This window comes from Arthrobacter sp. UNCCL28, from assembly GCF_900102805.1.
In the GTDB taxonomy this organism is placed as follows: Bacteria; Actinomycetota; Actinomycetes; order Actinomycetales; family Micrococcaceae; genus Arthrobacter; species Arthrobacter nicotinovorans_A.
This window is the reverse complement of record NZ_FMWE01000006.1, coordinates 106774-132762: the sequence shown is the minus strand read 5'-3', so window position 1 is coordinate 132762 and position 25989 is coordinate 106774. Positions and strand designations below refer to the sequence as shown.

The 25989-nt window shown below is 64.3% G+C and carries 17 protein-coding genes and 1 tRNA gene; 11 read left to right on the top strand and 7 right to left on the bottom strand.

Translation table 11 applies throughout. The annotated features are described in order from the left end of the window. Positions 1–121: 121 nt before the first annotated feature. The 4 genes from BLQ01_RS16370 to BLQ01_RS16355 form a co-directional block, all read right to left on the bottom strand. Positions 122–2104: a serine/threonine-protein kinase gene (locus tag BLQ01_RS16370; protein WP_091552917.1), complete on the bottom strand. Its 1983-nt coding sequence runs from the start codon at positions 2102–2104 to the stop codon at positions 122–124. Between the two features lie 61 nt (positions 2105–2165). Beyond that, on the bottom strand, positions 2166–6455 hold the full coding sequence (locus tag BLQ01_RS16365; protein ID WP_091552915.1) for an FtsK/SpoIIIE domain-containing protein: 4290 nt from the start codon (positions 6453–6455) through the stop codon (positions 2166–2168). A 57-nt stretch (positions 6456–6512) separates the two neighbouring features. Then, complete coding sequence (locus BLQ01_RS16360) at positions 6513–7856, bottom strand: type 1 periplasmic-binding domain-containing protein (RefSeq protein WP_091552913.1); 1344 nt, start codon at positions 7854–7856, stop codon at positions 6513–6515. Then, on the bottom strand, positions 7853–10714 hold the full coding sequence (locus tag BLQ01_RS16355; RefSeq protein WP_091552911.1) for a hypothetical protein: 2862 nt from the start codon (positions 10712–10714) through the stop codon (positions 7853–7855). Before BLQ01_RS16355 ends, BLQ01_RS16360 begins: the two co-directional genes overlap by 4 nt. A 234-nt stretch (positions 10715–10948) precedes the next feature. Between BLQ01_RS16355 and BLQ01_RS16350 the strand changes: the two genes are divergently transcribed. The 4 genes from BLQ01_RS16350 to BLQ01_RS16340 all read left to right on the top strand — a co-directional run bounded on the left by BLQ01_RS16350 (position 10949) and on the right by BLQ01_RS16340 (position 18695). After that, a complete protein-coding gene (locus BLQ01_RS16350) occupies positions 10949–11230 on the top strand; it encodes a hypothetical protein (RefSeq protein WP_026547649.1) in 282 nt (93 codons plus the stop codon). Positions 11231–11467: 237 nt separating this feature from the next. After that, positions 11468–17164 (top strand): DUF6531 domain-containing protein, encoded by a 5697-nt coding sequence (locus BLQ01_RS16345; protein ID WP_139183508.1) that lies wholly within the window; start codon positions 11468–11470, stop codon positions 17162–17164. Between the two features lie 9 nt (positions 17165–17173). Next, the gene (locus BLQ01_RS22195; protein WP_139183507.1) at positions 17174–17548 is read left to right on the top strand and encodes a hypothetical protein; all 375 of its coding nucleotides are present in this window, start codon (positions 17174–17176) and stop codon (positions 17546–17548) included. A gap of 394 nt (positions 17549–17942) precedes the next feature. After that, positions 17943–18695 carry a TM2 domain-containing protein gene (locus BLQ01_RS16340; protein WP_254779499.1) on the top strand — a complete coding sequence of 251 codons (753 nt, stop codon included), beginning with the start codon at positions 17943–17945 and terminating at the stop codon, positions 18693–18695. Between the two features lie 84 nt (positions 18696–18779). Here BLQ01_RS16340 and BLQ01_RS16335 read toward each other — a convergent pair. Further along, positions 18780–18869 (bottom strand) — tRNA-Ser (locus BLQ01_RS16335). A gap of 138 nt (positions 18870–19007) precedes the next feature. On the opposite strand from BLQ01_RS16335, the gene BLQ01_RS16330 reads away from it, so the two are divergent. Genes BLQ01_RS16330 through BLQ01_RS16320 form a run of 3 tightly spaced genes read left to right on the top strand, consistent with a single transcriptional unit; the run spans position 19008 to position 21425 of the window. Beyond that, positions 19008–20021 (top strand): zinc-dependent alcohol dehydrogenase, encoded by a 1014-nt coding sequence (locus BLQ01_RS16330; protein ID WP_026542242.1) that lies wholly within the window; start codon positions 19008–19010, stop codon positions 20019–20021. Positions 20022–20024: 3 nt separating this feature from the next. Further along, positions 20025–20423, top strand: a complete 399-nt coding sequence (locus tag BLQ01_RS16325) for a 6-pyruvoyl trahydropterin synthase family protein (protein ID WP_026547653.1) — start codon at positions 20025–20027, stop codon at positions 20421–20423. Then, positions 20424–21425 carry a glycosyltransferase family 4 protein gene (locus tag BLQ01_RS16320; RefSeq protein ID WP_091552906.1) on the top strand — a complete coding sequence of 334 codons (1002 nt, stop codon included), beginning with the start codon at positions 20424–20426 and terminating at the stop codon, positions 21423–21425. It abuts the gene before it with no gap. On the opposite strand, the gene BLQ01_RS16315 is transcribed toward BLQ01_RS16320, so the two are convergent. Then, entirely contained in the window at positions 21422–21934 is a 513-nt protein-coding gene (locus BLQ01_RS16315; RefSeq protein WP_091552904.1) for a nucleoside deaminase, read from the bottom strand. The two genes, BLQ01_RS16320 and BLQ01_RS16315, sit on opposite strands and share 4 nt — an antisense overlap. A gap of 22 nt (positions 21935–21956) precedes the next feature. On the opposite strand from BLQ01_RS16315, the gene upp reads away from it, so the two are divergent. The 4 genes from upp (at position 21957) to BLQ01_RS16295 (ending at position 25218) form a co-directional block, all read left to right on the top strand. Continuing rightward, positions 21957–22592: a uracil phosphoribosyltransferase gene (upp, locus tag BLQ01_RS16310; RefSeq protein WP_091552902.1), complete on the top strand. Its 636-nt coding sequence runs from the start codon at positions 21957–21959 to the stop codon at positions 22590–22592. Between the two features lie 60 nt (positions 22593–22652). Further along, on the top strand, positions 22653–23030 hold the full coding sequence (locus tag BLQ01_RS16305) for a glyoxalase superfamily protein (protein WP_026542237.1): 378 nt from the start codon (positions 22653–22655) through the stop codon (positions 23028–23030). 45 nt (positions 23031–23075) lie between these two features. Next, entirely contained in the window at positions 23076–23762 is a 687-nt protein-coding gene (locus BLQ01_RS16300) for an HAD-IA family hydrolase (RefSeq protein WP_091552901.1), read from the top strand. Between the two features lie 64 nt (positions 23763–23826). Next, positions 23827–25218 (top strand): pyridoxal phosphate-dependent decarboxylase family protein, encoded by a 1392-nt coding sequence (locus BLQ01_RS16295; RefSeq protein ID WP_091552899.1) that lies wholly within the window; start codon positions 23827–23829, stop codon positions 25216–25218. Here BLQ01_RS16295 and BLQ01_RS16290 read toward each other — a convergent pair. Further along, entirely contained in the window at positions 25215–25988 is a 774-nt protein-coding gene (locus BLQ01_RS16290; protein WP_091552897.1) for a MerR family DNA-binding transcriptional regulator, read from the bottom strand. The two genes, BLQ01_RS16295 and BLQ01_RS16290, sit on opposite strands and share 4 nt — an antisense overlap. Position 25989 lies beyond the last annotated feature (1 nt).

Here is a 25989-nt window from a genome sequence, read left to right as displayed (position 1 = left end):
TTTCGTCTCTTTGAGTGGCCCAAAGGGGTGAGATCTAACCCTTCGCCGAGGGGTTAGCTTTCGGCCTTTTGAGCTCATGAAAGGGGTGAGATCCCGCCCCTCGGCGGAGACGCATGGGGAGCTACTCGCCCGAGTTCTCCCGCGAGGTGATGCCGAACGGGGCTGACTTGAGCTCGGTGAAGTTTCCCACGCTGGCCCGGACCGTGCATTGGGGCGTGATCTGCAGGGCGGTGACGGTGAGCCCTGAGCTGTCCACTGCCAGCGCCCCGCCGCAGCCATCGGCGAACCGCACCCCCTGCTCACCACCGGTGACGGCTGCGAGCATTTGGGATGCCTTACCTGAGGCCGGGCTGACGTAGAGGGGATTGAGTTCATCGGCACCGCCGGCCCACACAGGGACCAGTGTGATTTTCAGGGGGCTGGGCGTGACAACGCGTGCAGGGGTGCGGACCTCTACGCCCTTGAGTCGTTGCACCGGGTACGCGGTGCCTTTGACTGCAGGATTTTGCGTGACAGCCGTGGTTGCGGCCGATCCGCGGCGAATCCAGGCATCCATTGCCTTCTGGTCAGCGGGTTGAACAGGTACCTTTGCGGTCAGTTGCGCAGATCCTCCGGCCGGAATCTCCACCCCGGAGACCTTCCAGCCGCACTCAACATCGAGGCCGGTGATGGAAGCCTGGTTACGGCTCACAGTGCCGCCATCCCACGTCACAGCCGGGCAGGTTTCGCCATCGGCAAGACCTGGAATGACCTCCAGGAACTCACCGGACAACGGCGCTTTCTGCGCCGAGTAGGACACCGTCAAACGGACCTGACCGGACGAAGGCTCGTACGTGGCGCTTCGTGAAATGGTGAGGCCGGTCGGCAGGGCAGGGTCCTGCAACTGGGCCGACAACTGTTGTCCAGGCGGCGTGGGGGCCGGCTGCGTGCTGGTGGGGGATAGAAGGACGAAGCCCACCACCATAGCCACTATCAGGAAGATCGCGCCGACGCCCAGAAGCAACGCTTTGCGTGTCCGCCAGAACGGGGTCGCGTCCTTTTCCTTTGCCGGCTCCTCAGCCTGGGGACGGACTTCGCGGCGCGGCATGGGACGGGCAATAGTAGCGCTGCCTGCTTGTCCCAGGTCCGGGGCAACCACATCGACGCCGGCAGGTGGGGCAGCCGCGAACGCGGTGAGTTCGTCATCTGTGAAGGCGCCGCGGACGACGGTAGCCGGGCGCTCGACGTCGTCGAACTCTTCAGGCGCTGTCCCCCGCGGAAGAGCGGGCTTGCCCGCAAGTCCAGGCGCCAAGCGCCGAAGGTTCGAAGCCGCCTCACCCGCTGTTGGGCGTTGGTCGGGATCCTTGGACAACATCCGTTCGAGGACACCCCACAAGGCATCGTCGACGGGAATACGGGGTGGGCGCGATGAGACATGGCGGTAGGCCACGCTGAAGTCCGTGCCTGGACCTGCGAAGGGCGTGCGGCCGGCCAGGAGCTCGTAGAGCAGGACGCCCGTGGAATAGACATCTCCGGCGGGGCCGGACCGCCCTTGGCTGATGAGTTCGGGCGGCATGTACTGCGGAGTGCCGATCAGGCCGGTCGTTTGACGGATCTTCTCACCTACGACGTCGGAAATGCCGAAGTCGGAGACCCGCACGTCGCCGCTTTCAGACTCAGTCCACGGGCGGGCCAGGAGCACATTGTCCGGCTTGATATCCCGATGTGTCACGCCGCGTGAGTGGGCGAAGGCGAGGGCATCGAAAATCTCGGCGGCCACTCTTGCGGCGTCCTCGGACGGCAAAGGTCCACTGTCTTTGACGACGTCTCGCAGCGAGCCACCCGCGATGTAGTCCATGACGATGGCCAGCCGTTCACCCTCCACAACCATGTCCCGTACGGTGACGATGCCGGAGTCCTGCAGACCAAGCAGGACGGATCGCTCGCGAACGAACCGTTCTACCAGGGAGGGGTCATCAGCATGTTCCGGGCGCAGCACTTTGGCTGCCAGGGTGCGGCCATCGGTGGAGGTGACGGTCCAGACTTCACCAACAGCGCCAGAGCCCACGCGCTCGCCGAAGCGGTAGGACGCGCCCAGGGCCTGACCGGTTTGTGCCAATTGCATGTCCGTACTCTCCAAAGCTATCGATCTGATTCCCGAGGCCATCCTGCGGTCCCCTGCAAAGCTAGCTCCCGGGGCTCAAGGACTGGATCAGCGACATCTGCCCGCCGACGCCAAGGTAGCCTCGACCGGCGGTCAGCGCCACGGGTGCCTTCCGTGGAAGGGTGGCGCCCAGCAGTTCGCCGTCGTAGTTGACGTCGGGCTGGAGCACCACGCCCAAGCGCGATTTGCGGATGGACTTGGTCCAGTGGCTGTACAGCCCACGCAGGTCAGCAGCCCGTCCCGAGGCAACGATGCAGAGCCCCGGAGGCCCTGATGCGATAATCCCCGCAATGGACTGATCGGCATCCTCGAAGCGTTCGGAGTCGTCGACCAGCAGGAACACCGTACCCCTCTCGATCCGCAGGGAAGCCAGCAACGCAGGCACTTCGTCCGCGCCTACGGCAACCCGGTCCAGATCAGCGGTGGCCAACGGGGATCGGCGGTCGCAAATGCCCCAGACCTGGGCCGGTCCCCGGGAAGTGGCTACGCCACGGACAGCCTCGGCCAAAGCAAGAAGCACGGTGGACTTCCCGGAACGGGCCGGGCCGGCAATGAGGGCATGCTCGCCCTCATAAATTTCCAGGAAGGCCGGTGAGAGGTCCGTTTCGCGGATGCCCACAGGGATGTGCCACGGTTCGGTCTCCAGTTGCGGTTTCACACCCAGATCCGCCATGGTGACGTTGGTGGGCAGGCTCCGGATTGCCGTGGTCTTGACGGGCGAACCTGCCCAGTTTTGCCGGACACGGTCCACAGCGGCCTCCAACCCGATGCCGGGAGTAGCAACGTGCATCTGCAGGGAGGTCCGCGGATCCACGCAGCGTCCCGGGAGGGCAGCCGGGACGTGTTTCGCCCGCACCCCTAGCGACGAGTAGTCGTAGGTATCGGCCAGACGGAAGAGCCACTTCTGCAGTGTCACTTCGTTCATCACAGAAGGAACTGCTTTGGCGCGGGTAGTGGTTACGGCGAAGGAGAGCCCCAGCGCCGGTCCGTCGGCATAGGCCCGGTACAACAGGCCCAGGAGTTGCTGTCCTTCGAAGTCCTGGAATTCATCGCGCAGGGAGGCCAGGCCGTCAAGCAGGACCACCGTGCGCCGATGCGTACCCGGTGCCGCCCTGCGACTTTCCAACTCTGTGTTCAGGTGCCGCAGGAACCGCGCCTGTTGCTCCTTCGCGCCGGCGCCGGTCCCCACATAGGCCACTGTGTGCGGCAGGCGTTTAAGCATCTCAAGATCACCGGAACCCATGTCCAGGACCATGAGGTCCAAATCGGCCGGATCTGCGTCCTTCGCAAGGGTCAATGCGATGGTCGCCAAGGTTGTGCTGGTACCTGAGCCTGCCACGCCCATGAGCATCAGGTTGCCCACGGACAAGTCCCAGCCGGCGGGCGACTGGCGCTGCAGCTCAGGTTCGTCCAGCAAGGTCACCAGAACGGTGGACCCCTGCACGCTGCCGACTGTTGGATGGCTGGCTGTCACGGCGCCCTCCGGAGACTCATCCGTCAGGAATCCCTCCAGTTCCACCCGCTCGCCCAACGCTTCCGGCCAGACCTGCCTCGGAGGGGCGTATCCGGCTTCAGCATTGGCATCAACCACTGCGTCGATGAGCAGGTCGAGGTCGTTCTCGTCCATAGCAGCGGACCGGGCTACCGCAGGCGCGGGGGCCGGGACACCGAATTGCCGGATGTCGCGGACATCGACGGCGGGACCGCCGTCGAGCTGTGCCTGTCCGGTGACCAGCGCGGTCTGGACAGGCGTGATGTCGTCCTGGCCGAGTTTCACGAAGGCACGGCCCATTTGGGCCCTGCCGATGGCCGAGGCAGCGGGAACGCCAATCACATTGTTGGAGTCATCGCGGCTCTGGACGCGCAAAGCTACCCGAAGGTTGGTATTGGCGAGGATGTCGTCGCTGACCACACCGGCCGGGCGCTGCGTAGCGAGGATCATGTGCACCCCCAAGGTGCGTCCGACGGCGCCGATGCTGACCAAGGCGGTCAGGACGTCCGGGAAATCCTTGGCCAGCATGGCGAACTCATCCACCACCAGCAGCAGGCGTGGCATCGGCTCGGCCGGGTTGGTGGCCAGGTAGGCATTGAGGTTATCGATGCCCTCGCCTGCCTCCGCGAAAACCCGTTGGCGGCGCTCCATCTCTGCTTCAAGTGCGATCAGGGCCCGGTCGGCCAGCTGTTCGTCCAGGTTGGAGATGGTTCCGATAGTGTGCGGCAGACGCTCGCAGGCCTTGAAAGCGGCCCCGCCCTTGAAATCCACCAGAATGAAGTTCAACCGGGTGGGATCGTTGCGGGCCGCGAGTCCGGCCACCAGGGACCGTAGGAACTCGGACTTTCCAGAGCCGGTGGTACCGCCCACCAAGCCGTGTGGACCGTCTTTGACCAGGTCCAGGGTGAGTGGCCCGTTTTCGCCGGTACCAATGGGGGTGGAAATTCCGGTGGGGGCCTGCCACAGCCTGCGAATGGTCGCGGCGTCGGGGCGCTCATAGCCAAGAAGGCCCGGCATCCGCACCAAAGCGGGCAGGGATGCCCCTGGAACGCTGAGTTCAGGATCGTCGAAGTGTGCCAGTCGCGTGGCGCAGCGCAGGGCTTCCTCCTGGTCGAGGCCTGCCAGAATCACATCCTCCACGCGAGTGAGGTCCTCAGGCTGCTCAACGGTCGCGGCAGCATCTGTGCCAACCCTGATGATCGTGGTGCAGGAGGCTGGCAACTGCTCCTCGGACGTCGCTATGACGATGCCCGCCACACGGGGTGGGCGTTGCTGGGGGTTGACGTGGCTGCCGGGCAGGGAACGTCCCATGCCGAGCAAGGCCCGTGCCGGGGCATCCCTGCCCTCTGTTAGTACGTCGGAATCGAGGACCACCATCAGTGCAGGAGTGGGCAATTCTTCCACTGAGTCCTTCAGCATTCGCAGCATGGCCAGGCTGGTCTCACGGTGCGCGGACATCCAGCGTTCACCCGTGCTGCTGCCGGTTTGGCGCGTGTGGGGGAGCCACGAGGCCCATTCCCATTCGTCGGCCCGGCCGGCGTCGCTGAAAACGCCGATTGTCAGATCTGCCGGACCAACATGCACGGCGGCTTGGGCCACCAGGGAACGGGCCAAGGCCAGGGCGCCTTCCCGCGAGCCAACGATGCCCACTACTCCGGCGTCGGTCAGGTCCACCAGTACGGGTGCCGCCAGGAGACGGGCTGCCGTGAGGGTTTCCTTGACCTTTTCGTCTGGGCGCGAGCCCGCAGCACGGTCCACCTCCGGCTTCCACGGCACATCGCCGGTGCCCGCATGCAGGGCCAGGAAGTCGTCCGAGTCCGCACGCCGCTGCCACAGTGACGTTGCCGGAAGCGCAGGCCGGCGAACTACTGTGGCGGGATCGGGGACCATCTTGTGCCGGCGGGCGGTTTCCACCTCGGCGGCAGTGCGGATCTGCTTCTCAAACTCCTTGAGCGCTCCGTCGAAGCGCTCGGCCTCTTCCTTCAGGCCACGGGCATGGCGGCGCTTTTGCTCGAACCACATGCCCACCGCCATCACCGGACTGAGCATGGCGAACATGGCGAACCGCATGTCACGGAGGATCATCACCATCGCAACCGCCATGACCAGCGGAGCCAGCACCGTGATGTAGCTGAACTTGTTGGCCGGGGGGACGTCCTTGCGGCTCGGCGGGACCAAAGGATCCCCGGCCGGTGCACGCCCTGGACGCGGTGGCCTGTTAAAGGGTGCAGTGGCTGCTGGCGTGAGGTTGTGCAGGCTGCCTGGCGCGGGGGCCGGGGTCTCGTCCAAGGCAGGGCGGAGGAGAAGGACCGTGCCGCCTGCCGTGATGGTGGCCGTTTGAGTGATCAGGACCCCGTCCTCGCCCACAGGTTCCCCGTTGACCAAAGTGCCGTTGGTGGAACCGCCATCCACCACGCGGAGCCCCTCCTCTTCACGGCGAAGACGGAAGTGGTCCCAGGAGGCACTTTCAGTGGGGAGACTGAGATCGGCGTGGGGTGACCTGCCGATGAGCATGTCGCGTCCTTGCGGAACGTCCACCACGCCCCCAGTACGCTGACCGCCGGCCAGTGTGAGGCTCCAATCACGCACGCGGTGCGGCATTGGCCACGGTGCACGTGAGATGCGGCTGCCCTCCAGCAGAATCAGCTCGGACAGCGGTGTGGCCCCACGAACCTCTGTTTCATTGACGAACACAGGTTCCTCAGGGCCAACACGGGGTCCTCCGGCGGCTTCCACTAAGTCGGACAACGTGATGGCGGGCGCAGCGTGGGCAACCTCGCACTCGAAACGACGATCGTCCAGGTCGATCAGCACACGCACCGGGCGCTCCTCCTGTAGTGGAACTGTTCCCCTCAGGCGTGGGGACAGAAAGGGTTGTTAGGGGCTGGCAGGCGCCGGAACCCAGACGAGCCGTGGAGCGTTTTCGTCTGCCGGACGAAGACCGAGGTCCTGTGGGGACGCGAAGACGGGGATCGCATCAGCGGTCAGTGCCTGGGATTGCGAGAAGTCCAGTGTGGGTCCAGCGAGGCCTTCTCCAGGGCCGAGCGACAAGGTGCGCAGCGACGCTGCGACCTTTGACGGTTCTTTACTCCCGGCCAATGCAGCTGCCCGAACCAAGGCCACCACGGCATCATGGCTTCGGGCGTCCGCGGCCCACGCATCCGCGGAGAAGGGGGTATCGTCCGTCAGGTTCTTGACCTCCGGATTCCCTCCAGCCAATCTGATGCCGGAGAGGAACGCGGACATTCCCCGCCCTTGGGCATCCTGCTGGAGTGCGATTGCATCTCCGGTGGCCGGGGCAACGCTGACGAGTTGTCCTGAAGCAGTGCCGTCCAGCTCCGAGAGCGAGGATGCGAACGCGGGGGTGATGGCGCCGTCGGGAAGTACCAGCGGAACTGACACATCGCGGGACTGGAGGGCTTGGACCAGGCGGGCGAGGCGCTGCGGCGTTGCCGCCGACACCACAACAGCGTCAGCCGGGTTGGCTATCCGTATGCCTTCAGCATCTGCCGGCGCGTCCTTGGCCGGAGGTCGAAGCTGGTCGCCTGTACGGATGGCTGCTTCCTGGGCAAGGTCGGCTACCTCGGTGAGACCCTCGAGCGCCAGGGTGTCAGTCACCGTCACGGACGCGGGGGCCTGACCTCCGTCGCTGACCAGCAGCACCCGGCTCTTGCCGGCAAGTGCGGTACCCAGGGCGGCCTGGATGGAAGCTGCCGTTGGGCCCGTCGTCCACGTGGTCTGAGCGGGTTCGGATGCTTCGGCGTACGGCAGGATGACCGGGAGGTTGCGCTCCTCGGCCGCCTTCGCTGCGGCAAGGGCCTGAGGCCCGGTGCTTGCAACAACGACTCCGGACACACCCTGCTCAGCAAGGGCGCCGACAGCTGCACGTGCGCCGTCTTCGGTGCCTTGGTCGTTCTGGGTGGGCAGGGTGACCTTTGCGCCGCTTTGGGCGAAGCGCTGCGCGGCCACCACGGCGCCCTGCGCTGCTCGGTTGTATTCGGTACCTGGCTCGCCGGACTGGCCGAACGTCATGACGACGCCGATCGAAAGGTCCGCTGGCAGGCCATCAGCCTTCAGTGCAACAGGAACGGTTGCGGCCACAGGATCGGGCCGGGGAGCTTCCGTAGGACGGTTCAGCGTCATCACCAGGACTGCCGCTGCAGCAATGACGACGGCGGCTCCCGCAGCAATCAGGGCGATGAGACGTGCGCGGGGGCTCATGCTGCACCGCCGATCTTCAGTGTGTAAAGCGTCTGAGACGTAGCGCCGGCCGGCACTTCGAGTTGGAACGGCGGCATTTCATCCACCGCGGTGAGCGAGGCCTTGAACTGGGCCTGACGCAGCAGGAGTCCTGCTACGTCCCGGGAACGGATGTTTGCGTAGCCTTCGGCGTTCTGCGAGGCAAGGGCCAACTGGAAGTCCGCGGTGTCCGCTTTTGCCGCGCTGGTGGCCATCGAGCCGAGCAGGCCTGAACCGTTCACCGCCCTGTCCCCGAGGTCCAGCATCACCTTGTTGAGGCTGGACGCGAGAAGCGCGCTGGCACCTTCGACGTCGCGGGTGGAGCCCGACGTGCTGGCTGCGATGTTGTCCAAGGAAGCTTGGGTGCTCTTGGATAGGGCAGCAGTCAGGTCACCGCTCTGCCCCAGGAGCTCGTCACGCTGCTTGTTGACCGTTCCCTCGGCGTCTTTCACAACGTCGTCCGAGGTGGATTTCAGCCCGGAAATGGACCGGTTGAACGCTGACGTCACGGCTTCGGAACTGGCATCGCCGATGTCGGCAACCTGCCGCACTTGTTCGTCCACGGTTTTGTAGACCTCGGCGGCAGTTTCGGCCGAAACGTCGCGGAGTGATTCCTTGATCTTGTCGCCGAGCATGTCCTGCTGCTCTTTCAATTTCGCAAGTGCTGTGGTCACCGTGCCGGAAGATTCAATCGCGTCAGCGAGGGCAGCGTCGAGCGCCTCGAGTCCCTTTTTGGTTCCGTTCACGTTTCCTGTTGCGGCGCCGTCGAGCGTCTTGACGGCGGTCTTGATCGCCTCCAGTTTGGTGTCGGTGGCGTCGAACGTAGCCTCCAAGGCCGTGAAGGCCTGGCCAATTGCCTGGTCGGCGGCGGTGGTGTCAGTCGCTGCGAGCACTTCGTCCCAGGCAGCTGACTGAGCTTCGAGTCGGACGTCCAGGGGCTCCTTGAAGCCCGGCGGCGGATTCAGCGCAGGTGAGGGGTTGCCGTCTTCATCAGTCGGTTCGCACGGCACTGACGTCAGGTAGGAGCGCAACCTGTCAACGTCCTTGGCGGACAGTTTGCCCTTGCCAGGGATGAGTCCGTCGTCGGACAGCTTGCAGAGTTCGTCGGCCAGTTTCTGGTTTTGCTGCAGCATGGAGCCGTTCAGCCAGGTTCCCTGACCGAGTTCGCCTTTTGCTGCCTTGGCATTGGCAGCGATAGCGATGAGTTTCTGCCGGAGGGTGTCAACACTGTTCTGCGCCGCGGTGGCTGCTTTTCGGGTTGCGGTTGCAGAGTCCTCGGCTGACTTGATGGCTGCATCCAGCGCTGCGAGTGCCTTGCTGTAGTCCTCCGAAGTTCCGGAGCCGTCAAGCATCGCACCGAGGTTCGTGCGCACCTTTTCAAGTGCGACGGCGGACGTCGCCTGGTCTTTAATGGCACCTTCCACGACCTGCGGCTGAAGGCCGGAGACGAGTTTGTCGCCTTCTTGGACCAGGCCCAGAAGTGCTCCGGTGACAGTGACGGCGGAACCGTAGAGGGAGCAGGTCATTGAACCCTGTTCAGCACACTCTGCAGGGGTAGGGTTCTCGGGTCCCATCGTCGCTTTGAGGGCGCCGGCCACGGTGTCACGGCAACCAGCGCTGACCTGTGCATAGGCATCCAGCTGCGAGGACATGGTGAGAACGCTGGAATAGACGGTGGATGCGGGCGCGGCCTTTGCCACCTCAGCGGTGCAGCCGTCGCCTGTAATGGGGGTGACCGGCGGTGTGGCGGAAGTGTCGCCCAGCATTGCATCCACCGCGGAGACCGTCAGTTTCAGCTGCGACATGGTGGTGGACTGGGTGGCCGTGGTTGAAGACTCCAGGTCGGAGCCCAGAACCTGCAGTTGCTGCTTCAGGTCCGACATCGTCGCGGCAAGGGCCTTGGAGTTGTCCCGCAGTTCACCGGCTGTCTTTGCGCCAAGGGTCTGCGAGGTTGCCTGGAGGTTCCGGCGGACATCGGTGATGGTGGATCCGGCTTTCGCCAGGACGGTGTTGACATCAGAGACCAGCGAAATGGTGCGGCGCTGCAATTCCATCTCCGAGCCTGTTCCGGACGAGAAGGCGCTGGCAAGAACACCGTTGGCACTGAGGTCTGTATTGAGGCCCGGCTGGACGGCGACATCGAATTCGGGGACCTGGAAGTCTTTCACGTCGGCGGCGAGACGCAGCGTGGTGCTGGCGCCGGAACGCGGGGGAGCCAGGACGGTGGCCCACTGGACTACGGTGGCACCGTCTTCAGTACTGCTCAGGACTCCGTTGGTACCCGTGGTGCCGTCGCCCGAGCCGGGTGTTACGTCGTCCGCCCGGATGCCGGGGAGCTTGGTAGACGCGGCGATTGTCAGCGGGGCACCGACCAAAGCCGTGTCAGAACGGGCCTGGCCGGCGGCATCGTACTGGATGGTCTGTGGTTTGACCGTGAGGTTCTCAAGCGTCAGGTTGATCTCCACCGGGCCGGTATGGCCTTTCAAGTCGGCGAGGTCGGAACCCGATTTCTCGCCGGCGCGGTACTGCAGGCTCACGCGCACCGGGAGTTCGCCCACTACCTGGGCGGTGTCATATGTGGTGTTTTCCGCCGAGGAGTCACCCGCAGCGGACACCGAGATGGTGGTGCCCTCGATCTTCTGCACACCGGCGGCCGGGGACAGGCCCACGCGGACGCTCTGCAAGAGTTTGACCGGGTTGGACACCGGCTCCGGCTCAGGTGGCTGGGTGCACGACGTGGTCGCGATCAGTCCCAGTGCTATCAGGGCGATGCCCAGAGCACGGACCGGGGGGATACGACGCCCCGGTTTGTACTGGTTAAAACTAGCCTGCCTGGGCATGGATCGTCCCCCTCTTTCCGTTCACGGTGCCTTGAGTATCATAAGGTTGCGCTCCCGAATGGACTAATCCATCCGCTAAGTATCACCGCAGGTGGCAGGCAGTTTCATGTTTTTCCACAATCGTTTCTCTGTTTGTTGGATTTATTGGTTGGTGTTGGTAGTTTGGGGGCGTCTGGTTGCCTGGGTTTGTTTTGGCTTGGGTGTTGCGATTGTTCTTATTGGGAGGAAAGTTCTATGTCGCGTGTGTTGTCTACTGAGCAGGCCAAGGCTGCTATTGGTCAGGTGCAGTCGATTATTACTGGTGGGTTTACGGATCAGATTTCGGCGTTGGATGCGCAGGGTCGTGTGTTGTCGGATCCGAATGTGTGGGATGGTCCGTTGGCTGCTGAGTTCCGTGGTTCGACGTGGCCGGAGACGAAGGCTGCGTTGGATAAGGCCAAGGAAGAGCTGGAGCAGTTGCGGGGTCAGTTGCAGAAGATTTCGCAGGATATTTTCTCTGCTGGTGGCGGGGCCTGATTCTTTTTTGGTGTGAGTGTGGGGGCCGGGTGATCGTGCTGCGTTGATGCGTGGTGTGGTTGCCCGGCCGTTGCACTGTGTTGTTGTAGCGCCGGTGGTTGTAGCGCCGGTGGTTGTAGCGCGGGTTGTTGTGGTGCCGGTGGGTGTGGTGTGGGGTCGTGCCGTGTGGGTTGTGGTGCGGGTTTTTGTGGGTTGTTGGGTTTTGTTCGCGTTCTTGTTCTGTGGGGGGCTGTGGTTGTGACCGAGTTCGTTGAGATGCCGTTGTTGCCGGATTCCGATGGTGCCCATGGTGGCCGGTTTGTGTATGGGGTTGCTGAGTCGGTGAAGGGTGCTTTTGAGTCCGCAGCGTCGCGGGTTGATGAGCATTCGGGATCGCGGACGCCGTTGGTGACCGGGGCGGGGGAGGATTTCCGGGGGCATTTTTCGGAGGTGTTCGCGGCGAACGCGGTGACGGCGTCCCGGGACGCGGAGTCCTTGGCCGCGGCGTTGCGGAAAGTCGCGGAGTATGTGGGCACCATGATCGAGCGTGCGCGGGAAGAGGATGACCGGCGTCGGGAGAACAACGAGTGGGTGCGGCGGCATAACAACCGCAACTGGCTTGAGCAGTTTGGTGACAGCCTTTGGGGTGAGGAAGCGCGTCCGAATATGGAGCCCGGGAACGCGCCGTCGTTCCCGTCCGAAGCCCCGGCGTCGGGGTCGCGGGAGACCCCTGGCCCGGGTGGCGGGTTTGGGGGCGGGGTGTCCTCGGCGCGTCCGGAGTCGTTGCGGACTTTCGCTGCGGGTTCGCGTGGTCTGGATGAGGGTGTTGCGTCGGTGCCGGGGTCTTTGGAGTCGGAGTTGTCTTCGTTCGCGGACCGGTGCGGGTGGGGCCGGATCGACGCCGCGGGTGTGGTGAGCGCGTTCCGGCAGTATTTGGCGGCGAATGAGGCGGACGCGGGGTGGGCGTTGGTGGTCGCGGACGCGTTTGCTGCTGCCGGGGGTGAGGGTGCGGTTTCGACCTTGTCGGATGCTGCGGTGAACGAGGCGTTGGCCGCGGCGGGAGTTTCGGGGACCCGGACGGGGTTGGTCATTGACCCGCCCACGGCGGCCGGGGCGATGCCCTCGTCCGGGTATGCCAATGATCCGGTGAACACGGCCACGGGGAATTTTATTGAACCCGAAACGGATCTGGGGTTCGCCGGGGCGGCCGCTGACCTGGCGGTCACAAGGATGTATAACTCTCTCGGCTCGGGCCTGGACACTGTTGGGGTGTTTGGTCCGGGGTGGGCGTCGGTGCTGGACCAGCACCTGGCCTTGACTGATGAGGGGTGCCGGTGGGTGATGGCCGACGGCCGGGCGGTGGACTTCCCGCGTGAGGGTGCGGGTTGGGCCCGCGCCGTCGGGGAGAACTACTGGCTCACCCAAGAAGATGCCGGCACACCGTGGTTGGCGGAGCTGACCTCGGTCCCCGAAGGTGTTACCGAGGTGCTGGTCGTTACCGACAATCAGGGCGGTTGGTGGGCTTACACCACTGCCGGGGTGTGGCTCGGGACCGGGGCAGGGCCCGGCCGGACCATCTCCGCCCACCGTGAAGCCGCGGCTGCATCTGTTGCGGAGACTGCGGTCGATGGTGATGGGTTGGGTGTGGTGTGCCGGTTGGTGCATGTGCGGGGCCGGTTCGTGGATTTTGATTACGTCGACGGGCTGGTGGGCGTGGTCCGTTCCTCGGATGGGCGCCGGGTTGAGTACGGGTACGACGCCGAGGGCCGTTTGGTCACCGTGGGCACGGAGACCGGCACCCGTAGGTATGGGTGGAACGAGCAAGGCTTGATCGGGTCGGTGGTCTCGGCCGCGGGCGTGGTGGAGGCCGAAAACACGTATGACGAGGCCGGCCGTGTCATCATGCAGGTCACTCAGCATGGGCGGCGGACGAGGTTCGCGTATTTACCGGGCCGGGTCACGGTGGTCTCTGATGAGGACGGGTCCCGGTCGAATTCCTGGGTCGCTGATTCGAAGGGCCGCCTGGTGGGGGTGCTGGACGCGGAGGACCGGCGCCAGTCCATGTCTTATGACGGGCACTCGAACCTGGTGTCCTTGACCGAGCGTGACGGCGCGGTCACGGTCCATGGTTACGACACCCGGGGCCGGAAGATCCGGACCGTGACCCCGGAAGGCGCGGACCTGAGCTACGGCTGGGACGAGCAGGACCGTATCACCACCCTGGTGACCGCGTCCGGTGCCGTCGTGACCTATGAGTACGCCGATGAGCTGTCCCGGGACCCGTCCGTGGTTCTGGATCCGTTGGGTGGCCGGACCGAGCTGGTGTGGCGGGACGGGCTCCTGACCCAGGTCACGGACCCGGTCGGGGTCAGTATTGGTTTTGAGTACGACGGGTTCGGGGACCTGACCGCAACCCGCAACGCCGCAGGTGACACCGCGAGGATTGTGCGGGACCGGGCGGGCCGTCCGGTGGCGGCGGTGAGCCCGTCGGGGGCTGAGACACGGTTCGGTTATGACGAAGCCGGGGTGTTGGTGCGTCGGGTGGACCCGGACGGGGCGGTGTGGGCGTTCGAGCACGACACCGCGGGCCGGACCACCGCGGTGGTCGCCCCGGATGGGGGCCGGACGGCGTTCGAGTACGCCCCCAACGGGGAACTGTCCCGCACCACCGACCCGCTCGGCCGGGTCGTGGAGCGGGTGGTTGATGAGCTGGGTAACCTCACGGCTGCGGTGTTGCCGGACGGGGGCAGGTGGGGCTTCACCCACGACAACCTCTCCCGGCTGGTGGGTATCACGGACCCTGCCGGGCATGACTGGGTGCGGGAGTACGACACGGTCGGTGCCCTGACCGCCGTGATCGATCCGACCGGGGTCCGGACCGGGGCGGTCACCGACCGGACGGCCGGGACGGCGTCCCTGACGGACGCGTTCGCTGCGAATACCTACAGTTTTGATGAGTACGGCCGGCCCACGAAAATCGAATCTGTCGACGGGTCCGCGGAACTCATCACGTATGACGGTGCGGGCAACCCTGTCGAGTTGGTCGATGGTGAGGGCGGGTTGACGGTCCTGGGCCGTGACGCTGCGGGGAAGATCACCTCGATTACCTCCCCGACGGGGGCGGTGACCCGGTTCGAGTACGACCACTGCGGCCGCCCGTGGAAGAGCATTGACCCGGTCGGGGCGGTCACGGAACTGTCCTACGACGTCGACCAGCGCCTCACCGCGAGGAGACTGCCCACCGGTGAGGTCGAAACGTTCGCTTACGACGCGTGTGGCCGGTTGACCGCGAAGCATACGCCGGGGGACGGGACGGCCCGGTACGGGTACGACAAGGTTGGGCGGCTGAGTTTTGCCCAGGATTCCTGGTACGGGACCCGCCGCTTCGAATACAACCTCGCCGGGGAACTGACCGGGACCATCAACGGGGTGGGTGGCAGGACCGGGTTCGAGTACGACACCCGCGGCCGGCTCACCCGCATCACCGACCCCAATGGTGGGGTCACCACCCGCACCTATACGGCCACGGACCAAGTCGATTCGGTGACGGACCCGCTCGGGAGGGTCACCACGGCGACCTACGACCCGGCAGGCCGGCAACTCTCCCAGACGGACCCGGACGGGCACACCACCACCTGGGCCTACGACGCCGCGGGCCGGGAAGCGTCCACCTCGGTGGACGGTGCCCTGATCGCCGCCATTGAACGTGACGTGGCCGGCCGGCGGGTGGTCATCACCGACCATACCGGCGGGGCGGGGTATGCGGTGGAGCACGAACTGTGCTTTGACCGCCGCGGCCTCCTCACCCGCCGCTCCAACGGGACCGGGACCGGGAGTCAGGTGTTGGGGTGGGAGTATGACGGTGACGGGAACCGCACCGCCTTCACGGACCCCACAGGCACCACCACCCGTTACATCCGCGACGCCGCGGGCCGGGTCGTGAAGGTGTCGAACCCGTTGCTCGGGGACGCGGCCTTCACCCACGACGCTTCCGGGCGGATCACCACCGCCACCGCAGGGGACCTGGTGCAGGAGTGGGTGTATCGGGGAGGGAACCTCAGCGAGCACACCCGCACCACCACCGCCGACAACGGCACCAACCCTCCGGGCACTGCTGATGTGACGTTGATCGGTCGTGAGGACGGCGGCCGGATTACCGGTCTGTCCAGGGGCGGGGTCGTGACCCGGTACGGGTACGACACTGCCGGGCAAATGGTCTCCGCCACCACCACTGTGACTGGCTCGGAGGCGTCGGGTTCGGTGGTGGGGTGGGAGTACGACGCCGGTGGGCGGCTTCTCCGCGAAACCACCCCCACCGGGGCGCGCACTTTTGAGTACGACGCCGCAGGTCAGCTGTCGTCTGTGACGGAACCTGACGGTTCGGTCACCGAGTTTGTGTATGACGGGCTGGGCCGCCGGGTCAGGGTGATCGGGGCCGACGGGTCCTGGACCGAATACGCCTGGGGCCCCACCGGCTACCTCACCGGCACCATCGAGAAGGATCGGGACGGGGCCGAACGAAACCGGCACCGGCTCCACGTCGACGCGCTCGGTGAACTCGCCACCGTGGACGGCACACCATTGTGGTGGGACACCGCAGCGCCCGTGCCGACCCTCGCCGGTGCCAACACAACCCAGGTGTCGTCCCTGCCCGGCGGAGTCACCGGCATCGGCGACGCGTGGACCACGCCCGGGTGGCGTGCCGCCCGCCCCACGGACCAGCACGATCCCTGGGCCGTCCTCGGCACCCCCACCACCCCCAACCCGGGCAGCCCCGCAACAACCAGTACAGGGGTTGGTTCCGCTGCTGGGTTCGGTGGTGCGTTGCCTGCCGGTATCGGCCTGACCGCCGGTGGCGGGATCGACATCGCAGGGCTCGAATGGCTCGGCGCCAGGGCGTACGACCCGGCCACCCGGGGCTTCCTCTCCACCGATCCCCTCGCCCCCGTCCTGGGCGCCGGCTGGGACGGGAACCCCTACTCCTACGCCGGAAACAACCCCCTCAACACCACCGACCCCACCGGCCTGAAACCCCTCACCGACACCGACCTGAAAGCCTACGACGGCTCCTCCCGCGGCGCCATCGCCGCCACCGGAGACTGGCTCGGAGACAACTGGGAATACGTCGTCGGAGGGGCCGCTGTGGTCGGCGGGGCCGTGTTGATGTTCGTCCCCGGCGGACAACTCGCGGGCATGGGATTGATGAGCTTCGGCGCCGACGTCGTCATCCAAAAAGCAACCACCGGCCAAGTCAACTGGGGTAATGCCATCGGGAGCGGTGTTATGGGTGTGGCCGGCGGTGGCGTGGGAATGATGGTTACTAAGTCTGCTTCACTGGTTGTTGGAAGAGTGGTGGCGGGCCAAGCTGCGCGAAGTATGGCTTCAAATGTTGCGACTTCGACGTTGACTCGTGCCACAGGCAATGCCGCAGTCATTGCACGGAGGTTCGGCGCTAATTTGTTGAAAGACATGGTCGGCAGTGGTGCAGCAGGAGGTGTAGCCGGAACCGTAGATTATGTCCGGGAACGCGTTCAGAAGGGCGGTCCCTGGACAGCCCAAGGACTGTTGGGTAGCGCGGCTGGAGGTGCCTCCACGGGTGTCATCAGCGGGGCACTGAGTCCTGCGGCTGGGCACGCAGCTACAAAAGGACTTCAGGTTGTTTCATCTATGGGCATCAACACAGGCGCTGGATTTGCGGGTGAGATGGTGAAGAGCGGGGTGAATGGAGAAGCCTTTAACCCGGCAAAGGCTCTGCTTTCATCTAGCATGGCGGGTACCAGCGCCTCTACGGCGTCCGCCCTGCGAGGCCTTGCTCCGCAAGGGTATAGGGAACTTGTTGGAACAAGTACCTCTGCTCCCATCGACTACTTCACTAAGACTAATGTGAGTACTGAAGTATTGAATGGAGCAATTGGTTTGACCGCAAATGCTGTTGTTGACGAGTCGTGGAAGTGAACTAAATTAGTGTCCAAGAAAAAGGCGTATGTTCCAACTAAACGGGTAGCCCCCGAATGGTACTACTGGTTGGGGGTTCTATTTCCAGGTGCCCTGGTTCTAATTACGTGTATTAGAAGAGCGTCGGAGTTTGGGTTTTCCGTCTGGGTTGCAAACATTGTGGTTTTTGCGGTCGCCGTATTATGTGTGGGCGGGCTGACTTACTTGAAATCAAACTTTGTTTCTGCGGTTGCTTTTGGGGTTGTAATCATAGGAGGAAGCTTGGCTGTCGCCGGACTCTCCCATGTTGTGCCGGTCATCGTAGTCGCTTACGGTTCGTTATGGGCGGGTGCAGCAGCCGGTCTATTGATTGGTCTGACACTGACTGCAGGCGAACGTCGTTAGCATTGAGTTGGTGACTGTGATTTGTGTTGAATGCCCCCAGGTGCTTGAGCTGCCGTAAAGCGCAGCCTTCGCGGGGAGCTCTAATGGAAGAAAGTATTCGATTCTGGGCGCGTGAGGTTTCCATTTCTGGTCAGTGGTTTATTCGTTCTGTTCATTCATATTATCTTCTACGGGTGAGAATATTGCGGCGCGGAACGTTTGCGTTCGGAAGATGGTTGTTTGTTGGTTTCTATATGTTCTATGAGCCACCCCAGTGACCCCCATGCACAGCAGGACGACAACCTTGCATCCAAGGCGGATGCGCCCACCGGCTTCGACCGGCGAAACCCGGGGGGGATACCAGTCCCCTCAGACTCAGCATCTTTCCCATGCCAGTGGTCCGGGAAAATCGTTTTTGACGACATGGCTCTTGGCCCTCCTGCTCGGCAACCTTGGTGTGGACCGCTTTTACTTGGGCAAAATCGGCACGGGAATCGCCAAGCTGCTGACCGCCGGGGGGCTTGGCATTTGGACGCTCGTTGACATGATCATCACCCTGACCGGAAACGCAACGAGCAAAGATGGCCGGGCGCTGGAAGGTTTCCCGCAGCACAAGAAGAAGGCCTGGATCATCACTGCGATCGTGTGGGTCGTGAGCATTGCCACGAGCATTCTCGTGGCGACAGCATTCGCGGCTGGCGTGGCGAGCAGGATTGAGAGCTCCGCCGCTGCCCAGGCTGCTGAACAAAACCGGTCCATCATGCCAGGAGCAGCAGGCGATGCTGGTGCCGTGACCGTTCGCGTGGATGACGGCCGAACGGCCCGGGTAACTGTTCTGAAGTCCGAGTACGTCACCGAGTACCCGGGCAAAGAGTGGTACACGCCCATGAATGGTGGTTTCCTCATGGTCGAGTTCTCCTGGGAGACCCTCACTGGCACTACGCCCGCAAACCCCGCGTACTTCGAGGCTTCAGGTCCTAGTGGCCAAAAGTTGACCGGCACATCTCCCGACGAGAATGGTTTCCACTTGGACGCCGACGTGCCTGCTGGAGAAAGCAACCGTGGGTACCTTGTGTGGGACACCAAGAATGTTCCAGTGACCATCGTGATTACCAATGACATCGGGAACAAGGCTGCAACCTTCACCCTTACTCCTCCGGCTGGCTAGTCGCCAAAGCGCGAGACGCGTAGTCCAGGCATGAAGAAAGGCCCCGCCTCCCTCATAAACAAAGGGAAGCAGGGCCTTTCTCATTGGCGGTGACGGTGGGATTTGAACCCACGTTGGCTTTTACACCAAACAACATTTCGAGTGTTGCACCTTCGGCCGCTCGGACACGTCACCAACTGAAATAGGCTACCCGAGATTGGCCCCGTTCCCCAAAACGAGCCCCTCTGGACCCTCCCCAAAAGGCAGGTGGCGTACCCTTCAATCCACGCCAACTTCCGTCCACAGCTCCGCACCGATAGATTCGTAAGCATCATGACGATTTCGCAGGAACACGAACGGAAACACGGGCACGAAGCCCACGCCTACTGGGTCACTGAGACGGGCGATGGTGAGCTGCGCCAGGAAGCCCTGCCGGAAAGGCAGGAAGGCGAAGCCCTCGTCAGGACCCTGTACTCAGGCGTCAGCCGGGGCACGGAGCGCGTGGTCCACGAAGGCCGGGTCCCGGAGCGCGTGGCTGACCTCATGCAGGCCCCGCACCAGGAGGGCGACTTCCCGGGCCCGGTGAAGTACGGCTACCTGAGTGTGGGGACGGTCGAGCAAGGACCGGAGGAATGGGTAGGAAAAACCGTCTTCAGCCTGCACCCCCATCAGGACTTTTACGTGATCCCCACCAGCCAGCTCACCGCAATCCCCGAGGACGTCCCAGCCCGCCGCGCGGTGCTCACGGGCATCGTTGAGGTCGCCATCAATGCCCTCTGGGAAGCCGGACCGAGGCTGGGTGACCGGGTCGCCGTCGTCGGTGGTGGTTTGGTGGGCGGCGTCCTGGCGACGCTGCTGCGGAAGTATCCGCTGGGCCGCCTGCAGTTGGTGGATGCGGATCCGGAGAAGCGAAAGCTGGCGGAAACCATCAACATCGAATTCGCCGAACCAGAGGTTGCAAAAAGCGACAACGACATCGTCTTCCACTGTTCCGCTTCCAACGAGGGCCTCAAATTGAGCCTGCAACTGGCCGGCGATGACTCCGACGTCATCGAGCTTTCCTGGTTCGCCGATAAGGAAGTTACCTTGCCGCTCGGCGAGGACTTCCATGCCCGCCGCCTGAACATCCGTTCCAGCCAGGTGGGTGCAGTGGCCCTCCCGCGACGGCACAGGCGCACCAACGCCCAACGACTCGAGCAAGCGGCAAGAGAACTGAAAGACCCGCTGTTCGACACGTTCCTGACCAGCGAATGCCGATTCCGGAACCTGCCCACCACACTCGTTAAATTGTTCGAACGGCCCGGCGGTTTCTGCCACGTGGTCGCCTATCCCACCCCGGAGGATTAGTACATGTTCAGCCTGACCGTCCGACGCCACTTCATGATTGCCCACAGCCTTCCCCGCGAAGCGTTCGGCCCGGCCCAGGGCCTCCATGGTGCAACGTTTGTGGCCGAAGTCAGTTTTCGTCGCCCGGATCTCAATGACGACGCAATCGTTCTGGACATTGGCGCAGCGGGCGGAATCCTTGAGGAAATCCTGGAGGACCTTAACTACAAGAACCTCGACGAGCACCCGGCATTCAAGGGCAAGCTCTCCACCACGGAGGCTCTGGCCAAGCACATCGCCGACGCCATGGCCACCCGGATCCAGGACACCGCCGACGGGCCGGCGCTCAGCGGCATCGACGTCGTCCTCCGTGAAAACCCTGACGCCTGGGCCGGCTACTCGCTGGAGCTCCCGGTCAAGTAGGTGCGCATCCGCTTCCTTGTCCCGGGGAACGTCAGGCACGGCTCCGGCGGCAACAAGTACAACGCCAAGCTCGCCGAGCATCTGACCGTCCTGGGCGCGGACGTTGAGACCCTAAAGGTCGACGGCGGCTGGCCGGTTGGGAGCCCGGCGGACAAGCAGCGATTCGCGGAAGCGCTCGACGGCGGCACAACGGTGATTGCCGACGGCTTGGTGGCGAGTGGGGCACCGGAGGAGGTCGCCGGCGCCGTGGGCAAAGGAACCAAAGTCTGGATCCTGTCCCATATGGCGTTGGCGGACCATGGCGAGCTTGAAGCCAAGGCGCTGACCGCCGCAACCGGAATCATCTGCCCCAGTTCCCACTCCGCCGCTGAGCTCGAGGCGAGGCACGGCCCGCAGACCATCATCATCGCAACGCCGGGGGCCGACAAAGCAAACGCCGCCCAGGGATCGCAGCCGCCGCGCATCGTAGCCGTGGCCGCACTGCTGCCAAACAAGAGTCAGACACTCCTGGTCGAATCCCTCGCCAGCTTGCAGGACCTCGAGTGGGAGGCCGCCCTCATCGGCTCGGAGAACGCTGACCCGGCGTACGCCGCGGAGGTGCGGGCCGCCGTCGAGCATTACAGGCTTGAGGACCGCATCAGCATCACGGGCGAGTTGAGCGGCAACGCCCTCGAGGACCAGTGGCACCAAGCTGACCTCAGCGTCCTTGTTTCCCGATCGGAATCCTTCGGGATGGTGGTGACGGAATCGCTGGCCCACGGCGTTCCTGTGATTGTCCGGCAGGGGACCGGCGCCGTGGAGGCGCTCGGCCAAACAGGAGCGGGTGCTGCGCTGGAGCTGACACAGGAGGGGGCCTTGGCCGATTCCCTCCGGAGTTGGCTCAGCGATCCCGGCCTGCAACAATCCTGGCGCAACAATGCAATTCAGGCCCGCGAGCACCTCCCTGGCTGGGACACCACTGCCGCCACCGTACTGAGGGCCCTCCAAAGCCCACCGAACTAGGGCAGCCGGTGAGAGGCGAAGAACTCCCTGAGAAGCGCCGCGCATTCCTCTTCACGGACGCCCGCATAGACCTCCACCCAGTGGTTGAGGCGGCGCTCGCGGAGGATATCGAACACCGAGCCCACCGCTCCTGCCTTCTCATCCCACGCGCCAAACACCACTCCGGGGATACGCGCCAGGACAATGGCACCGGCACACATGGCACACGGCTCAAGGGTCACCACCAGGGTGCAGTCCTCAAGCCGCCAACCGTCACCCGAGCCGCCCATAGCCTGAGCGCGAAGTCGCAGCGAAGCAGCCGCCTGGCGGATGGCCACCACTTCCGCGTGGGCGGTCGGGTCCCCATGCGCCTCACGTTCGTTGCGTCCGGAACCCAGCACGCCGCCGTCGGGCCCCAACACCACCGCGCCAATGGGTACGTCGTCCGTTTTCAGCGCCAACCGGGCCTCGTCCAGGGCAAGGCCCATCCAGGCCATGTGGTCTGCGTGATACGGCTCGGTGGCGCTCATGTCTCAATGATAGTTTTGGGGGATGCGCACACTCGTCGTGGACCACCCGCTGGTCGCCCACAAGCTCACCGTTCTGCGGGATAAGAACACCTCTTCACCGGTCTTCCGGCAACTCACTGAAGAACTCGTCACCCTCCTGGCCTACGAAGCCACCCGCGAGGTCAAGACGCAGCCAGTGGAGATCGAGACCCCTGTCACCAAGACCATCGGCACGGCGTTCACCAAGCCCACGCCGCTGGTGGTTCCCATCCTGCGCGCAGGCCTCGGCATGCTCGAGGGCATGACCAAGCTGGTCCCCACCGCTGAGGTGGGCTTCCTGGGCATGGCCCGCGACGAAGAAACCCTGGACATCATCACCTACGCCGAGCGCCTCCCCGAGGACCTCACCGGCCGCCAGATCTTTGTCCTGGACCCTATGCTCGCTACCGGCGGCACCCTGCGTGAGGCCATCAAGTTCCTCTTCAAGCGCGGCGCTTCGGACGTCACCTGCATCTGCCTGCTGGCCGCTCCCGAGGGCCTGGCCAAGCTGGAAGAGGAACTCTCGGACGCAAACGTCAACATTGTCCTCGCATCGATTGACGAGAAACTCAACGAGAAGTCGTACATCGTGCCGGGCCTGGGCGACGCCGGAGACCGCCTCTACGGCGTGGCTGGCTAGTCTTCACAGGGAACGATTGCCCCCTACCGGTTTCCCACCCAGCCCGTTAGCCTGTGGCGCATGGACTGGAAACTTGAACTGGTATTTGTCCCTGTCTCCGACGTCGATCGCGCGAAGGACTTCTACGTCAACAAGGTCGGTTTCAACGCCGATTTCGATGAGCGTCCCACGGACGGCATCCGCTTCGTGCAACTGACGCCGCCGGGTTCTGCGTGTTCCATCGCTATCGGCGAGGGCCTCACGGACGCCCCTCCGGGTTCGGCTCCCAACCTGCAAGTGGTGGTGGCGGACATCAACAAGGCCCACGAGCACCTCAAGGCCAACGGCGTGGACGTCAGCGACGTCGACGTCCAGGACTGGGGTCACTTTGTGTACTTTGCCGACCCGGACGGCAACCAGTGGGCGGTGCAGTACCTCCCACAGCGGCCCAATGGCTAAGTCACACTTCAGCACCACCCCATGAGCGTGCGGCAGGATGGAACCATGAGCCATCCTGCCGCACCCGTGCTGACTGTCCGTGCCGTCCTCTTCGACATGGACGGCACGCTGGTGGATTCCACGGCCGTCGTGGAGCAGGTGTGGCTCGAGTTCGCCGAGCGCTACGGCCTGGATTACAACGAAATCCTCCGCACATCCCACGGTGTCCAAGCAGGCGATACCGTGCGGCGCTACGCCCCGGCAGGGGCCGACTTCGCCGCTTTGACGGCCGAACTTGGCGAGATGGAACGTTCCCGGACGGACGGTGTCATTGCCCTTCCCGGTGCTGAAGCCCTGCTGGCGGGCCTCCCGGATGATGCCATCGCCTTGGTCACCTCGGCAGATCAAATCCTTGCCGATATCCGCATGCAGGCAGCCGGACTCACCATGCCATCCACTGCTGTCACTGCGGAGTCCGTCAGCCGTGGCAAGCCGCATCCGGAGGGCTATCTGAAGGCGGCGGCACTCCTGGGAGCCGACCCGGCCGACGTCGTGGTTTTCGAAGACGCACCCGCCGGGATCGCTGCTGCGCGCGCGGCGGGGATGCGGACCGTGGTGGTGGGCAAAGCCGCTGCCGGTCACAGTTCGGACCTGGGGCCTGGCATGTGGCAGATTCCGGACTACTCGGCCGTGACCGTCACCGCTGTCAAGGACGACGACGGCGGGCACGTCATCACGCTGACCCTCCAGTAGCGCAGCTGGTACCGCCGGGCGAAAGGCTGTTCCACGAGGGACCAAGCGGGCGTAGGCTGTGCGCATGTCTGCGATGCCGGAGGCGTACGGTGCTGCACTGGAGCGGGCCATGGTCCACGCCGGTGACTGGCTTGCGTCGGTCCCAACACGTCCAGTCCGCCCGTCCTCCGATGCCGATCAGGTGGCCAAGAGCATCCTGCCGCGCCTGCCGGATGAAGCGACAGATGCCGCCGAGGTAGTTGATGAGCTCGCCGCGCTGGCTGAGCCGGGCCTGATGGCAATCCAGTCCGGACGGTTCTTTGGGTGGGTCATGGGCGGAACCCTGCCTGCGGCCATGGCCGCGGATTGGCTTGTTTCGGCGTGGGACCAGAACACGGGGCTTCGGTTCGCCACCCCTGCCGCTGCCGCGATCGAGGAATCTGCGGCCGCCTGGCTGCTGGAACTCTTGGGACTGCCCGCCACCGCCGACGTCGGATTCACCACCGGCGCCACCACCGCCAACTTCGTGGGATTGGCGGCAGGACGCCAATACCTGATGGACGAGGCAGGCTGGGACTTGGAGGCTCTTGGGTTGACCGGCGCCCCGCGCATCACCACCTTTGCCGGCCGGGAGCGGCACGCCGCAGTGGATTTGGCGTTGCGGTACCTCGGCTTGGGGGCGTGCGTTCCGGTAGAGGCCGACGACGAAGGACGGATCCTTCCCGATGCCCTGGCTGAGGCCATGGACCAACAGCCCGGGCCTTCGCTGGTCTGCCTCCAAGCGGGAAACCTGCATTCCGGTGCGTTTGATCCCATGGAGGAAGCCATTGCGGTGGCCCATGATCGGGGAGCCTGGGTGCACGTGGATGGGGCGTTCGGTTTGTGGGCCGCTGTGAGCCCCACGTTGCGGGGTCGGCTGACGGGGGTGGAGGAAGCGGACTCCTGGGCAACGGACGCCCACAAGACGTTGAACGTCCCTTATGACTGCGGCCTGGCGATTGTCTCCAGGCCAGAATCCCTAAGGCGTGCTTTCAGTGTCCACACCAGCTATCTCATAGCCACCGAAACCGGGCTGGGGGATCCGCTGGAGAAAGTCCCTGAGATGTCCCGCCGGGCCCGTGGCATTCCCGTATGGGCCGCCCTCAGGCAACTGGGCCGCGATGGCGTGATCTCCATGGTTGAGCGCCTCGCGGCCAACGCCCGGGCATTGGCCGAAGGACTCGCCGCCATTCCGGGCGTCGAGGTGCTCAACGATGTGGTGTTCACGCAGGTCTCGGTGAGCTTCGGCAGCGACGACCGGACGCACCGGGTGACGCAGCGGCTCATGGCCGAGGGCGCGGTGTGGATGTCCGGATCCTCGTGGCGTGGCCGTGAAATCCTGCGTATTTCCGTGAGCAACTGGACCACCGACGTCGGAGATGTTGCCGCCTCCATTGCAGCAGTCAGGGGTGCTGTGGAGGTCGAGCCCGAAGTTTAGGCCTGGGGCTCGTGCGCCCTCGCTTTGTGCAGGTACCCCATCAGGCCGGCCAGGTCTTCGGCGCTCCAGGGCAGGTCTGCGCTGATCGTTTGGGCGTTCTCCTGCCAGGCTGCCCGGGCCGCGGTTTTTGTATCCTCGCCCGAATGGAACATCTCCCCGATGCGGTCCCAGGAATGCACCCACTCCTGCACTGCCGGATCCGAGATGGAAGTACCGGCCCGGACATGCTCCAGGCCTTCTTCCACCAGCGCGGTCCATTGACGTTTTGAGTCCTCGATCTTCCCGGCTCCCAGCTCCTGGCGTTTCTCCGCAAGCTGTTGACGCTGTTCCGGTGTGAAGTGTTTTTCGAACACGGTGATCATCTCCAAAGTTGACATGAATTGTGCGGCGGTGGGCATGGCTGGAGCGTCCAGTCGGTTGAGCAGCTCACCCAGCCGGTCCTGAAGCGCCTGGACTTGTTGGGCGTGCTGTTGAACATGCCGTAATTGCCGGTCCAGCAGGACACGCATGGAACCGAGATCATCATCATCGTTCCCGGGTCCATCCAGCGCTGTCGTGATGGAAGCAAGCGGAATCCCGAGCATGTGAAGGGCCCTGATCCGGTACAGTCGTCGAAGATCGCCCTCCCCGTACCGTCGATGACCGGAAGGCGTCCGGCCGCTCGCGGTCAGCAGGCCGATTTCATCGTAGTGATGGAGTGTCCGCACGCTGACTCCGCAGGCTTTGGCGAGTTCGCCGATACTCCACTGTCCGCTCTCCGCTGTTCCCATG

Bases quoted from the DNA above. Each gene is read 5' to 3' on its own strand.
- BLQ01_RS16370 (WP_091552917.1), bottom strand. From the start codon at position 2,104: ATGCAATTGGCACAAACCGGTCAGGCCCTGGGCGCGTCCTACCGCTTC.
- BLQ01_RS16360 (WP_091552913.1), bottom strand. From the start codon at position 7,856: ATGAGCCCCCGCGCACGTCTCATCGCCCTGATTGCTGCGGGAGCCGCC.
- BLQ01_RS16355 (WP_091552911.1), bottom strand. From the start codon at position 10,714: ATGCCCAGGCAGGCTAGTTTTAACCAGTACAAACCGGGGCGTCGTATC.
- BLQ01_RS16350 (WP_026547649.1), top strand. From the start codon at position 10,949: ATGTCGCGTGTGTTGTCTACTGAGCAGGCCAAGGCTGCTATTGGTCAG.
- BLQ01_RS16330 (WP_026542242.1), top strand. From the start codon at position 19,008: ATGACGATTTCGCAGGAACACGAACGGAAACACGGGCACGAAGCCCAC.
- BLQ01_RS16325 (WP_026547653.1), top strand. From the start codon at position 20,025: ATGTTCAGCCTGACCGTCCGACGCCACTTCATGATTGCCCACAGCCTT.
- BLQ01_RS16315 (WP_091552904.1), bottom strand. From the start codon at position 21,934: ATGAGCGCCACCGAGCCGTATCACGCAGACCACATGGCCTGGATGGGC.
- upp (WP_091552902.1), top strand. From the start codon at position 21,957: ATGCGCACACTCGTCGTGGACCACCCGCTGGTCGCCCACAAGCTCACC.
- BLQ01_RS16305 (WP_026542237.1), top strand. From the start codon at position 22,653: ATGGACTGGAAACTTGAACTGGTATTTGTCCCTGTCTCCGACGTCGAT.
- BLQ01_RS16300 (WP_091552901.1), top strand. From the start codon at position 23,076: ATGAGCCATCCTGCCGCACCCGTGCTGACTGTCCGTGCCGTCCTCTTC.
- BLQ01_RS16295 (WP_091552899.1), top strand. From the start codon at position 23,827: ATGTCTGCGATGCCGGAGGCGTACGGTGCTGCACTGGAGCGGGCCATG.
- BLQ01_RS16290 (WP_091552897.1), bottom strand. From the start codon at position 25,988: ATGGGAACAGCGGAGAGCGGACAGTGGAGTATCGGCGAACTCGCCAAA.